Consider the following 14,186-nt stretch of genomic DNA (forward strand, 5'->3'; position numbering starts at 1 on the left):
AAGTAAATACATTGTTAAAATTGAATTACTTATCCAAATTATATATATTGGTATATTATTTATATAAATATAAAATGGCACAAAATTAGATACTATAAATAACACTAAAAATAAACATAATTTTTTATTATTATTCATACTTTACATTCTCACTTTTAATTTTAACTACAGTATATATTAATTTTTTTTATTTTCTTTTATGCAGATGTAAATTTTTAATTAAAATATTCTTTTAACTTCCATAAAAATATCTACTTTTTGGATATTTGTTAAATTTTATAAATATATTGTATAATTAAATAGTAATTTAATTTGAGAGGTGAATTTTTATGCATTTAGAAAATATAAAAGCTGCAAGAGAAAATATAAAGGATATAATAGTTAAAACACCATTACTTTATAGTAATGTATTTTCAAAATCTTGTAATAATAATGTTTATATGAAATGTGAAAATCTACAAATAACAGGCGCATACAAACTTCGTGGCGCATTAAATAAAATTAAATCTCTAAAAGAAGAAGATAAAATAAAAGGGGTAGTTTGTTCTTCTGCTGGAAATCATGCTCAAGGTGTTGCTTACGCATCCAATTTTATTAATATTAAATCAACTATAGTTATGCCTAAAACAACGCCATATTTAAAGGTTCAATCAACTAGAGATTTAGGTGGAAATGTTATTCTTAGTGGACAATGCTATGATGATGCTTATAGTGCTGCTAAACAAATAGAAATAGAAGAAGGTATGACATTTATTCATCCTTTTAATGATATTGATGTAATATATGGACAAGGTACTATAGCTTTAGAAATTTTTGAAGAATTAAAAGATGTAGACATAATTCTTTGTCCTATTGGAGGCGGAGGCCTTATTAGTGGAATATCACTTGCTGCAAAAGAAATAAATCCTAATATTAAAATAATAGGTGTACAAGCTTCTGGTGCAAATGCAATGAAACAAAGTTTTTATAGTGATAAAATAGTAAACTTAGAAAGTGTAAATACTATTGCAGATGGTATTGCTGTTAAGTCTCCAGGAGAATTAACATACTCTTATATAAAAGAATATGTAGATGAAATAATTGAAGTAAATGATTCTGAAATAGTTGATGCTTTCTTAGTTCTAAGCGAAAAACATAAATTAGTTGCAGAGGCATCTGGTGCTGCTTCATTAGCTGCTTTAAATAAATTAAAAGTAAAAAATAAAAATGTTGTATCTATAATTAGTGGTGGAAATATTGATATGCTTACTATAACATCATTAATTAATAGTGGACTTGTTAAAAGAAATAGATTATTCTGTTTTACACTTGAATTACCTAATACTCCAGGACAACTTATGCAAATTGCAAAAATTCTAAGTGACTCACATGCAAATGTAGTTAAGTTAGATCATAATCAATTTAAAGCTGCTAACAAATTAAAAAATGTTCAACTTGAAGTTACTGTTGAAACTAATGGACTTGAACATATTGAAAGAATTAAAACTAATCTAATGGATAATGGATATATAATAACGCAAATGTATTAATTTTTATAAAAAAACTCCTAGGTAAAATCCTAGGAGTTTATTTTATTCTTACTTTTTAATTTATAAACTTCAAATTTTTCTTCAAATGACCTATTATCAAATGGATTATTTATCATTTCCTTAACAAATAATTGAGGATATTCTTCTTTTAAATGTTTCATATACATAACCCATCCATTTACCATAAGTCTATATGACACCTTTATATCTTTTGCTAAATGTTGTCTATCATAACATCCACATTCATATTCCATTTTAAAATATCTATCTTGAAGTTCATCTCTTAAATGAAATAATGATATAGCCATATCTGAAAAACTTTCATGCTCCATCAAAGTTGGATTAGTTATTATTGAAATAATAAAATCTTTTTTATCATTTAAAATTTTTGATACTTTTTCTATATCTAAATTTTCAACTTCTACTTCAAAATCATAATCTTTTAAAAGCTTCTCAAGCTTCTTAAATTCCTCTTTTCCCCACTCTTTACTAATATGAGCTTCATCTGAAATTAACTTTACATTTTTATCGCATTTAGCAAACTCTTTTAAAATTTCATCTCCTAATTCGGAAAAGAAAACTCCTTTTATAATTATAAGCTTTTCAAGCTTGTGTGCAATATCTCTTTTATCTAAAAACTTTTCTATTACTAAAGCTGTAAAGAAAACATCTATTGGAATAAATGCTATATCTTCAAAAAGAAATATTAATGTATGATGTAAATCATGAAATATTTTATAATGTAAAAAATATAAAAATGCAGATAATGCTATAAGCACTATTCCAGTTAATACTGTTTCTTTAGTATGCTTTTTCATCTTTTTCATACTATTCTTTCCTTTCAAATATAAATTAAAAATACACTGTTCTAGTGCTTTAATTATATTATTTTATTAATGATAGAATAGTATTTATTTTAAAGTTTAACTTATTGTTTAAATTTACACTTCTAAAAAACTTTTATCTTTTCTTTTTGTAAAGTATGCAGATATTAATAATAACGCAATACTAAATAATAATAATATTATTAAATATTTCCACTGACTCAATAAACTAGACCCTGTTTGAATATTATATATAATATCCATTACCCATCTTGTAGGAAGAAATTTCGATATATCAGCCATTATTTTAGGAAATATTGAAACTGGAATAAAACATCCTCCTACCATAACCAAAGCAAAGGTTACAACATTTGTTATCATTGAAGCTTCTTGAGTATTTCTTGTTATAGAAACAAAAACTGTTCCTATTGAAACTGCTATAAGACCTGCAATTATTAATATAAAACTAAGAGTAATTAAATTCATTCCAAAGTTTATATTACTAAAATAAGAAACTGCAATTACAGAAATAATAACTTGTATTGCTATACAAAATATACTTGCTAAAATATTAGCAGAATAATATTGCCATGGTTTTATACTTGAAACAAATATTCTTGAAAAAACTTTTTGGTCTCTATCCTCATTTACTCTGTTAGCACCTGACATAGCTCTAAAGAATATAAACATAATTAAAAATCCAATAAATATACTTGAAGCTTCGTAATCTACTCCTCCACCTTTTAATACTCCTCTTTCTACATTTAAATTATTACTCATATAGTTTTTTACTAAATTAGAAAACTGAGTTTCATTATGACTTACTTTTCCTAATTTGGCCATATTACTTACATCTAAGGATATAATTCCTTGTACAAGCTTATAAGTTTCATCTCCTTCTTTTCCTATAATATCTATTCCTTTTAAATCCCCTTTAGATAATTCTTTTTCGAATCCTTTATCTATTACTACTGCTGATTGAATTGTATTACTTGCAAAATTCGAATTTAATTCAGATTTTTTCATAGATATAATATCTATATTTTTATTATCTTTTATTTGGTTTACTAAATAATTTGAAACAACTGTATTATCATTATTTACAACACCAACTTTAAGCATACCGCTACTACCTAACATTAATTTTGAAATAACCACAACTGCAATTATAGGTAATATTATTGTAAATATAAATTTACTTTTCTTTTTAAATATCATAAGGTTTAAATTATGCTTAATTAACTTTAATATCACACTCATATTCTTGCCTCATCCTTTCTAGTTATTTGTAATAATATAACTAAGAATATTGCTATAGCTATTAAAAATCCTATCATTGTCTTTATAAGAAAACTATTTTCTCCATTGTATATACTTAAAAATATACCTTGATTTATCCATCTTATAGGCGATATATAAGTTATATAACCAAATATTCCTAAAGTATTTTTTCCATAAGGTATGCTAATATAAGCTCCTCCAAGAAATGATAACATTGGGAAAATAATACCTTGAATTACTCCAATTATTTTGTCCATATCATCAAAAATGTATATTATTATCATTCCTAGGATAATTATCATAAATGCTAATAATTGTATTGCTACATAATATAAAAGAGGCTGAGTCCCCCAATTAGCATGTAGTACAAATTTCGTAAAAATAAATCCTGGAGCTGTTATTAAAAATGATAGTATGCAATATCCTAATATTGAACCTAAAAAATATTTTTTATTAGAAATCCCTGCAATTTTCATTCTTTCTCTAGTTTTATTTTTTTTATCTTCAAAGTAGCCTGATATAGGAAATAACATTATATAAAGACACATCATAGTTATTTCTGCTACTGAATAATAGTCAAATCCGCTTGGTGCTCTTTCTTTTGGTAATACTTTTACATTTATATTTTCATTGGACTTTAAAATACTAGTTGCTTTTTCTGGAGAAATCTTAAAAATCTCTTTTCCTGTTTCAATGGATTTATCTACACTTTTAAAAATAGCATCTAAATATGTGTAATATTTTTCATTATTTTTATTTACATATATTTTTATACTATCCTTATTAAGTTCTAGAAATATATCTCCATTTGTATCAACATTTTTTAAACTTTCTTCTTTATTACTTACCTTTTTAAAATCAAATTTAATATCACTTTTATCAATATTGTCCTTAACTGCATTAAAGTCTGTCATTATTTGAGAACTTGGATTATTTTGCATATAATACACAGTTTTTTGTTCAAAAGAAACTGAATCATTTGCATTTGATAAAAGATTTCCTAATATAAGAACTAAAAATATAGGAAATAGAGCTGAAAAAATTAAGTATTTAGGATTTCTAAAAACTCTTAAAATAACATTTTTAATTACTGCGCTCATAATCCTCCTCCTAATCTCTAAGCTTTCTTCCTGTTAAAGCTAAGAATATTGTCTCTAAATTTATTTCTTTTTGTTCTATTCCTAGTATTTCTATATCTTCTTTACTTAGCTCCATTAATATTTCATTTAAATTATTAATCTCTTTAGAAGATGTTATTTCTAATTTTCCATCAACTATTTCGACTAATCTAACACCTCTAATACTTTTTAAATTATTTAAATTTAATTTATCAATATAATTTACTGATATAACTAATTTATTAGTATCACTTACTATATTTTTAAGTTCTTCTTTAGTTCCTTCTGCTATAACTTTTCCTTTATCAATAATAGCTATTTTATTACATATAAGCTCAACCTCTTCCATATAGTGAGTTGTATATATTACTGTTACACCAGATTCGTTTAACTTTTTAACTGATTCTAATATATGATTTCTTGATTGAGGATCTATTCCTACTGTAGGTTCATCCATTATAACAATCTTAGGTGAGTGAATAAGTGCACATCCTATATTAAGCCTTCTCTTCATTCCTCCTGAAAAAGTATTTGCTACCTTTTTCTTAACATCTTGTAATCCTATAAAATCTAAAACTCTATCTATACTTTCTTCTAATTCTCTTCCTTTTAAATTATAAAGTTGTCCAAAAAATTTCAAATTTTCATAAGCTGTAAGTTCACCATAAAGTGCTATTTCTTGTGGAACTAAACCTATAAGTTTATTTTGATTTTTCATAGATTTAGTTACATCTACACCTAAAATTTCTATTTTCCCATTAGTTGGCTTTAAAAGCCCACACATTATTCCTATAGTTGTACTTTTACCTGCTCCATTTGGTCCAAGTAATCCATATATTTCGCCTTCTTTTATATTTATATTGATATTATCTACTGCAATGAAATCACCAAATCTTTTTATTAAACCATCTATTTTTATTGCATCCATATTTTTTCCCTCCACTTTAATTATTTAGTTTAAGAATCTATAAATATATACTCTTTTCTTTCTCTAATCTAAGTATATATAAATACCAATTGTTTTTAATCTGAATAAAGTAATAAAGCTTATATGACAAAAGTCATATAAGCTTATAATTTATTTAAATATTTAATTGCTATTTGTGTTCTATGATCTAAATTTGTTTTTTGTAAAATAGAAGTTATATAATTTTTTACTGTTCCTTCTGAAATAAATAATTTTTTACTAATTTCTTTATTACTTAATCCATTAGTTATTTCTTTTATTATTTCTATTTCTCTTTGCGTAAATTTTGATAAATCTTCTTTTTCTTCTATAGATAATCCATATTTTATTTTTTCTAAAACTTCTTCTTGAATTACTGATTTTCCTCTATAAACCATCTTTATTGTTTCTATAATTTGTTTTGGTTCAGTATTTTTTAAAATATAGCCTTTAGCTCCATACTTTAAAGCCTTTTCTATATACTCATCTTCATCAAAAGTAGTTAATACTATTGATTTAGTTTTTTCATTTCTTATTTCTTTTATTGTTTCAACTCCATTTAAATTTGGCATTCTTACATCTAAAACTGCAATATCAACATCATTTTCATTTATAAATTTTAGTGCTTCTAAACCATCACTAAAAGTTCCCATAATATTTATATCTTCATATGAACCTAAAATTATTTTTAAGCTTTCTCTTATCAAACTATCATCATCTGCTATAACTAAATTAATCTTCATTTTAACCCCCTTAGATTTTTAAGCTTACTATTACTTCAAACCCAATATCACTATTTATTATTATAAGCCCTCCATTTCGTACTACTTCATCCTCTATCTTTTTTAATCCAAATCCAGCTTTAAAATTTTTACATCCTATCCCATCATCTTTAAAACTTATTCTTACTATCTTATTCAAAACTTGAATTTTTACCTCTATGTTTTTACATTTAGAATATTTTAAGCTATTTGTAGATAATTCAACTACAATATTCTCAATAATAATCCAATTATTTGAGGATACATTTTTTATGTCTCCTTCTACATTAAACATTAAATTAATACTACTATTTAAAAGTTTATCTTTTAATATATTTTTTATCCTGCTTACGCCAAGTTCTTCATTTTTAGGCGTTATCTTATGAATTATTTCTCTTATGTCATTAATTCCAGTTCTTAAATTAGAAATCGATTCATCTATCATTTCAATTCCTTTTTCTTGATTAGAGTTTAAAACTATTTTTGCTGCTTCTAATCTCATTAAAGATCCAGCTATAACATGCCCTATTTTATCATGCATTTTTCTTCCTATTTCATTTCTTTCCTCAAGCTTTGCCATCTTAACATTTTGATTACTAAATTCTATATAATCATTAAACTTTTTTACTTTTAAATAAAGCTTATCTCTAAGAATATCATTTTCTTTTCTTTCCATTCTCAACTTCTCTTTTGTATATTTTAAACTCTTAAGAATATATACAGTATTTAAAATAGTTACTATATATATTATTTTATCTATACTATTTATATTTACAGCTAATACACTCACTACCATAATAATTATGCTTAAAATTTCTCCAAATTTTATTTGCACCAACATTTCTAATATTAATACTATAAGTACAATAGCACATACTCTAAAACCACTAAATAAAAATATTATTCCAGAAATAAAATTCAAAACACACATTAATTTTTTAATATTAATATTTTTAGATATTTCCTGTGTCAATGTAAATATACATCCTGTTAATATGTATAAAATTATATAAAACTCATCACCCTTTAAATTAATATTAAACATTATCAATATTATACATGCAATAGCTCTCATCACTATATTTTCAACATCTATATCTAGCTTAAATAAATCCATTCAATATTCTCCCAAATTTTATTTATAATAAGTATATCCATTATTACAAGTAATTACAAACAATAAAAAACATAAAAGCTTATTAATATTTTAATACTACTTTTATGTTTAATATTATAATTATTTATTCTTTTGAAATTATTGTTACTTATCATATACATATTAATAAAATTTATTTTTTATAAAAAAATAAAGCTACTATAAAAGCATTTTACTTTTATAGCAGCTTTTTAATTTTATAATTCAATTATTTCTTTAATAAAATACCTTCTATTGCTGGAACACATCTTCCACAGCATGATCCTGCTCCTGTCATTTCTTCTATATCTTCAACTGTTTCTGCTCCATCAGCTATAGCAGCTTTTATTGTATCTTCATCTACTTGCATGCATCCACATATCATTTTACTCATAATTTTTTCCTCCAATTAATATATCTTTCTTTATTCAAATTGTACTATATTACTCAGAATTAATCAATAATAATTATTATTAAATTTTAATTATTTTTTCTAGTTTTATCTTTAATCCAACTATAAGCTTTATATAATTTAGGATGCATTTCTTTTTCTTCTACTTCACTTTTCATTTTTGCCATTAGCATTATTGGCTTTAAAAGTTCTATAGTATCTTTATATCCTTCATCTATTCTCATTCTTTTGCATTCCATATCTAAATTTAAAGTTCCTTTTATCATATTTTCATTTAAATGTCGTGGAGCTAATTCTATTATATTTGCTTTCGGATACAAAGATTTGTCTATAAAATTCTCTTTTGATAAATGAACTACTATTATAATATCGCAATCTTCTTCATAAACAGGTTGAATAGGAGTGTTATCAACTACTCCTCCATCAATATATTTATTTCCTAATATTTCAGTACAACTATATATTCTTGGTAAAGTTGCAGATGCAACTACTATTTCTTTCGCTAATTCATCATCATAATTATTTAATTTAAAATACTTTGCAGTAAAATCTGGAAGCTCTGTACAAGCAGCATAACAAATTCTTTTATTTTCTTTTACCTTGTCTACTCTTAAATATTTATCAATTATTTCTTTTGCTCCATCTTTTGGAGCAATTCCCTCTTCCATCATTTTTGCCATTCTTTTCTTTATAAGTTCTATGTGTCTTCCCCCAATTGCTAATTCAAATCCTTTTTTTAAAAGTTGTGCCTTACTTATTGGAGCTAATTTTTCCATAGTAACTTCATCCCATAAAGCTTCCGCAGCCTTCATATCATTTTGTGCAAAAAGAACCGCATTAAAAGCACCTATAGAAGTTCCTGAAAAAACTTCTATGTATTTGTCTAGTTCTAACTCTGTAAGTGCCTTCCATACTCCAAGCTCATAAGCACCTTTTCCTCCACCTCCAGATAAAACTAATCCTATCCTCATAATCATTCCCCTCTTTTCAGTTTGATTTTGTATATTATACCATTTATTTTATAGTAATTTATATATTAAAATTTTCTTTTTTCAATTCTAATTATTTCTAATGCATTTTATACTAATTCATATATTAAAAAATAAGCCATTACAAATAATATTTATTTTGTAATGGCTTATTTTTATTTTTCATTTTCTAATTCTTCACTTAATGCTTTAACAATTTCAATATCTACATTCAACAATTCTGCTACTAAATCTAAAGGTAAACCCTTTTTTAGCATATTTCTAACAGGCAATCTTGAACTATCCATTTTTATTTTTCTATCCTCATTTTCATCTTTAGACATTCTATCTATGAATCCCATAAAAAACCTCCTAGTTTTTATTATTTATAATCTATATATTTTCCATAATTAAATCAAGTATTATAAATATAATTATTTTTCTCGTAACATTATTATAATCTAAATTTAACAAAACATATAATATATATAACATTATTATAATCTAAATTTAACAAAACATATGATATAATTAATTATAATTCAAAAAAACAAAAGAGGGATGATATGAGTAAATTTTTAGATTTTAGACGAGACCTTGGTAAAGAACTTTTAAAATATTCTTCTAAAAAAGTACATTTAAAAAAAGGTGAAATACTTTTCTTAGATGATTTTTTAGATGAAAAAATTGCTATATTAACAGATGGTATGGTTAACTATAATACTTCAATCCAAGCAGGAAGAGAACTATCCTTAGGTTGCTATAGTTCTAATGCAATATTGTTTTTAAGTAGTATGTTTGAAGAATGCTCTTTAGAAAAACAAGAAATATCATCATATAATATAAGTGCTTCTTTTGATTCAACTATAGAATTTGTATCTATAGATACTTTTAAAAATGTAATTTATAAAGATGAAAAACTTATGTACAAGCTTTATAAGTTTTATGGTCTATTCCACGAAAAAAACTTCTATCAATTAAGAGATTTACAAATATTCAAAACTGAAGATGCTATTTTATCTATACTTCTAAGAGCTTATAATACTTATGGAGTTAAAATAGATGATTATCATGTTATCAAAAAAAAGATATTTAACACTAATATTGCAAAATGTTTAGATATAACTGAAGAAACTGTCTCAAGAACAATTTCTAATTTAAGAAAAAAGAATATATTATCAAAAAAAGATGGTTTTATAATTATAAATGATTTAGATTATGTAAAAGAAAAGCTCGGCTGTAAATACTGTAATGAAAAACTTTGTTACTTATAATAAAAAAGACTGTTCTCTAAGGCAGAACAGTCTTTTTCGATTTGTAAAGGCTTTTACTTTTAAATTATATATAAACTCTACTATGTCACTATACAAAATTTAAATATTTTGTATTCACTGATCTATTAGCATCGTACCAATTAATTTTCGCTAATAAACCTATGTCATTTGGTACTATATAAATAATACCATTAATAGAACAAAAAAACATTGATTTAGATCAATTTTTTTTGTTTTTTTGTTAATTAATATTAAAATTAAATAAATTATTTTTAATATTTTCTATTCTAGAGTATACAAACTCTTTAATAATTCGATTTCTTTTGCATATCCTTCAATATCATTTGGTGTTTCTAAGAAAAATGGTATTCCTTTTAATTTAGGATGATTTATTATTCTTTTTATCGCTTCTTCTCCTAAAAATCCTTCACCAATTTTCTCATGTCTATCTTTGTGACTATTTATTGGATTTTTACTATCATTTAAATGAATAGCTTTTAATCTATCTAACCCAATCACTCTATCAAATTCTTCTAAAACTCCATCTAGATCATTTACTATGTCATAACCACCATCATGAATATGACAAGTATCTAAACATACTCCCATTTTATCTTTTAATTCTACTTTACTTATAATTTCAGCAATTTCTTCAAATGTTCTTCCAACTTCTGTTCCTTTTCCAGCCATTGTTTCAAGTAAAACTGTTGTAGTTTGTTCAGGTTTTAAAACTTGATTTAACATATCTACAATATAGTTAATTCCAACTTCAACTCCTTGCTTTACATGACTTCCAGGATGAAAATTATAAAGATTGTTTGGTAAATATTCCATTCTTTCTAAATCATCCTTCATAGTTTCAATTGCAAATTGTCTAGTACTTTCAGTTCCTGAACAAGCATTTAAAGTATAAGGTGCATGAGCTAAAATTTGGCTAAAATTATTTTCTTTCATAATTTTTAAAAGCCCATCTATATCTTTTTGATCTATTTCCTTAGCTTTTCCGCCTCTTGGATTACGAGTGAAAAATTGAAAAGTATTTCCTCCTATACTTAAAGCTTCTTTTCCCATATGTTCAAAACCTTTTGTAGTTGATAAATGACATCCTATATTTAACATTATAAACTCTCCTAACTAATATTAATTATTTAATAATAATATTCTAACATAGAATTTTTATTTAAACTATATTATTAATTTATCCAATTTAACTATTTTACTTCCTTATTTAATATTGAATATTACTAATTAATACTACATATTTATAAAATACAGTTATAGATTTAATTATACTATTTTTATCCTTGTAATTTTCGATCAAATTAATTACATCTTTTTGAATTAATAGAATATTTTTGTTCATATTTTTATAAATAAAGAAAAACCTCCACGATAATTTCGTGGAAGTTTTTAATTTATATATCTTCTCCGTTAGTTTCTATAACATTTTTATACCAATAAAAACTATCTTTTTTGTATCTATTTAAGGTTCCACCCTCATTTTCATCTCTATCAACATAAATAAATCCATACCTTTTTTGGTATCCATTTAACCAACTTAATAAATCAGTAAATGACCATGTGCAATATCCTAAAAGCTCTACTCCATCAGTTATTGCTTCCTTACATGCTTTAACATGTGCTTTTAAATAATCTATTCTATATTCATCATGTATTTTATTATCATCTTCAACTTTATCAAATGCACCTAATCCATTTTCAGTTATTAAAATAGGTAAATTATATTTGCTTGTTAATCTTCTTAAAGCTATTCTTAATCCTTCTGGATCAATAGTCCAATCCCAATCAGTTGTTTCTAAAAATGAATTTTTTATAGTTTTATATACTCCTGGTATTCCACTATCTTTTGATGAACCTTTTTTACCAGAATTATTAAAATTACCTTCTGCTATATTACTATCTAAAGGATTTTCTTCAAATGTAGTAGTTTGATAATAATTTAATCCTATAAAATCTGGTTTACCTAATTTTAAAAGCTCAAAATCTCCTTCCTCTATTTTAGGAGTTAACTCTTTTCTCTCTAAGTATTTCCAAGTTAATTTAGGATATCTACCATTACAATATACATCTAACCACCAACTTGAATTCATATCCTCTGCATTTTCACCTGCTAAAACATCTTCTGGATTTGGTGAATTATAATAACTTGGGCTATATGCAAAACTTGGACCTATCATACCATCTTTTATTATTTCTCTAAAAGAGCAAATTGCTTTTGCATTAGCTAAATTTGCTATATGATTTGCTTCATACATTCTTTTTAAATCTTTTACTCCTGGTGGATGCATTCCTATTCCATATCCAAAGTTTATAAATATATTTTGTTCATTTAAAGTTACCCAATACTTTACTCTACCTTTAAATTCCTTAAATAAAGTAATACAATAATTATTAAAATCTTCAATTATACTTCTAGATTCCCAACCACCATATTCATCCATTAAGGCTTGTGGCAAGTCCCAATGATATATTGTAACAATAGGTTCTATATTATTTTTTATTAATTCATCAATTAAATTGCTATAAAACTTTAATCCTTTTTTATTTATTTCTCCTTTTCCTTTTGGAAAAATTCTTGCCCAACTAATTGAAAATCTATAAGCTTTAAGTCCTAATTCTTTCATTAAAGCTACATCTTCTTTATATCTATTATAATGATCTACTGCAACATCACCATTTGTTCCTTTAAAAGTTGTTCCTTCAATTTTAGAATATATATCCCAAACTGATTTTCCTTTTCCATCTTTATCAAATGCACCTTCTACTTGATATGCTGCTGAAGCTGAGCCCCATAGGAAATTTTTATCAAAACTATCTAACTTATCATATTTCATAAACACATCCCCTTTCTTTGCCTTTATCTTATCACAACATTTTTCTAAAAATCCTTTAAATAAAAATATAGTAACAAATATCTTTCTTTAGTTATTTGTTACTATAAAAAAACACAATGTTTTATATTATTTTCCTATAATTTTAGATAATCTTTCTATTATATATATAGTTGGCAATTGAGATGTTACATCTCCATATTCTAAAAATTTACTATCTGGATATGTATATCCTTCTCTACTAATATAATAGTTAATTGTATAATCAGTTAACTTTGCTAAAGTACTCGTTTTTTTATTTGTTATAGAAATTGTTTCTATTCCAATACTTCTGAGCTTTTCAACTATTTCTATACTAGATATATTTTCCCCTGATACAGATATTATTATTGCCACACTATTATTTAAAGCTTTAGCATTTAAATTATAATATGGATCATCTATACTTATTGTAAATTTATCAAAATGAGCCATATATTTTGCTCCATAAGAAGCTATCGCTCCAGAATTTCCAAAACCAATAAAAAGAATTATATCTTTTCTTTTTACCTTTTCTGCTACTTCTTCTATATTTTTATTTATCATAGGTAGATTTTTAGAAAATTCATCTAAAATATCAACTTCCCCAAAAGACTTTTCTATTTTATATAAATTATTATTACTTTTCAAAACAGTTTTAAATTCTGAAAACCCTTCAACTCCGCATTTTTTGCAAAATCTTAAAATAGAAGTTGTAGATATATGAATTTCTTCAGATAATTCTCTTATTGTCATATATGGAACTTTTTCTTTGTTATTTAAAATGTATTTGTAAATCTCTACTTCTAAATTATTTAGTTTATTTATATCTATATTTAAAATAATTTTTCCCTCCTATAAAATTTATAATATTTTCTATTTTTGTTGTTATTATTTTATCATATATTTTATAGCTTTTTATTATAGGAATTAGTTATTATTTAACATATTTTTTCTTGAAATTATTTTTATTAAATAGTTTTTTTTATTTTTCTAAGCAATAACTATAAAATATTCAATTCATACCTTTTTCATATTAAATATAATATATATCAAAATACAAATATC

At 24.2% G+C, this 14,186-nt stretch carries 14 protein-coding genes; 2 read left to right on the plus strand and 12 right to left on the minus strand.

Going from position 1 to position 14,186, the window contains the following annotated elements; translation table 11 throughout:
• Positions 1–329 precede the first annotated feature (329 nt).
• Entirely contained in the window at positions 330–1,529 is a 1,200-nt protein-coding gene (gene ilvA / locus CLTHE_RS10765) for a threonine ammonia-lyase (protein ID WP_080023419.1), read from the plus strand.
• A gap of 29 nt (positions 1,530–1,558) precedes the next feature.
• On the opposite strand, the gene CLTHE_RS10770 is transcribed toward ilvA, so the two are convergent.
• The 9 genes from CLTHE_RS10770 to CLTHE_RS10810 form a co-directional block, all read right to left on the minus strand.
• Entirely contained in the window at positions 1,559–2,356 is a 798-nt protein-coding gene (locus CLTHE_RS10770) for a hypothetical protein (protein ID WP_242945641.1), read from the minus strand.
• Between the two features lie 114 nt (positions 2,357–2,470).
• The gene (locus CLTHE_RS10775) at positions 2,471–3,613 is read right to left on the minus strand and encodes an ABC transporter permease (RefSeq protein ID WP_080023420.1); all 1,143 of its coding nucleotides are present in this window, start codon (positions 3,611–3,613) and stop codon (positions 2,471–2,473) included.
• Positions 3,610–4,734 (minus strand): ABC transporter permease, encoded by a 1,125-nt coding sequence (locus CLTHE_RS10780; RefSeq protein WP_080023421.1) that lies wholly within the window; start codon positions 4,732–4,734, stop codon positions 3,610–3,612. Before CLTHE_RS10780 ends, CLTHE_RS10775 begins: the two co-directional genes overlap by 4 nt.
• Positions 4,735–4,744: 10 nt before the next feature.
• Positions 4,745–5,680 carry an ABC transporter ATP-binding protein gene (locus CLTHE_RS10785; protein WP_080023422.1) on the minus strand — a complete coding sequence of 312 codons (936 nt, stop codon included), beginning with the start codon at positions 5,678–5,680 and terminating at the stop codon, positions 4,745–4,747.
• 143 nt (positions 5,681–5,823) lie between these two features.
• Complete coding sequence (locus tag CLTHE_RS10790) at positions 5,824–6,441, minus strand: response regulator transcription factor (RefSeq protein WP_080023424.1); 618 nt, start codon at positions 6,439–6,441, stop codon at positions 5,824–5,826.
• Between the two features lie 10 nt (positions 6,442–6,451).
• Positions 6,452–7,576 (minus strand): sensor histidine kinase, encoded by a 1,125-nt coding sequence (locus CLTHE_RS10795; RefSeq protein WP_080023425.1) that lies wholly within the window; start codon positions 7,574–7,576, stop codon positions 6,452–6,454.
• Positions 7,577–7,823: 247 nt separating this feature from the next.
• Entirely contained in the window at positions 7,824–7,988 is a 165-nt protein-coding gene (locus tag CLTHE_RS10800) for a (2Fe-2S)-binding protein (RefSeq protein ID WP_080023426.1), read from the minus strand.
• A gap of 86 nt (positions 7,989–8,074) precedes the next feature.
• Positions 8,075–8,977 carry a patatin-like phospholipase family protein gene (locus tag CLTHE_RS10805; RefSeq protein WP_080023427.1) on the minus strand — a complete coding sequence of 301 codons (903 nt, stop codon included), beginning with the start codon at positions 8,975–8,977 and terminating at the stop codon, positions 8,075–8,077.
• Between the two features lie 173 nt (positions 8,978–9,150).
• Entirely contained in the window at positions 9,151–9,336 is a 186-nt protein-coding gene (locus CLTHE_RS10810; RefSeq protein ID WP_002598448.1) for a hypothetical protein, read from the minus strand.
• Between the two features lie 204 nt (positions 9,337–9,540).
• Between CLTHE_RS10810 and CLTHE_RS10815 the strand changes: the two genes are divergently transcribed.
• Positions 9,541–10,248, plus strand: coding sequence for a Crp/Fnr family transcriptional regulator (locus tag CLTHE_RS10815; RefSeq protein ID WP_080023429.1), 708 nt, complete (start codon positions 9,541–9,543; stop codon positions 10,246–10,248).
• 282 nt (positions 10,249–10,530) lie between these two features.
• On the opposite strand, the gene CLTHE_RS10820 is transcribed toward CLTHE_RS10815, so the two are convergent.
• The 3 genes from CLTHE_RS10820 to CLTHE_RS10830 all read right to left on the minus strand — a co-directional run bounded on the left by CLTHE_RS10820 (position 10,531) and on the right by CLTHE_RS10830 (position 13,964).
• Positions 10,531–11,367: a deoxyribonuclease IV gene (locus tag CLTHE_RS10820; RefSeq protein WP_080023431.1), complete on the minus strand. Its 837-nt coding sequence runs from the start codon at positions 11,365–11,367 to the stop codon at positions 10,531–10,533.
• Positions 11,368–11,663: 296 nt separating this feature from the next.
• Positions 11,664–13,103: a glycoside hydrolase family 1 protein gene (locus CLTHE_RS10825; protein ID WP_080023433.1), complete on the minus strand. Its 1,440-nt coding sequence runs from the start codon at positions 13,101–13,103 to the stop codon at positions 11,664–11,666.
• A gap of 126 nt (positions 13,104–13,229) precedes the next feature.
• Positions 13,230–13,964 carry a MurR/RpiR family transcriptional regulator gene (locus CLTHE_RS10830; RefSeq protein ID WP_341456361.1) on the minus strand — a complete coding sequence of 245 codons (735 nt, stop codon included), beginning with the start codon at positions 13,962–13,964 and terminating at the stop codon, positions 13,230–13,232.
• Between the last annotated feature and the right edge of the window lie 222 nt (positions 13,965–14,186).

The sequence above is a fragment of the Clostridium thermobutyricum DSM 4928 genome (genome assembly GCF_002050515.1).
In the GTDB taxonomy this organism is placed as follows: domain Bacteria; phylum Bacillota; class Clostridia; order Clostridiales; family Clostridiaceae; genus Clostridium; species Clostridium thermobutyricum.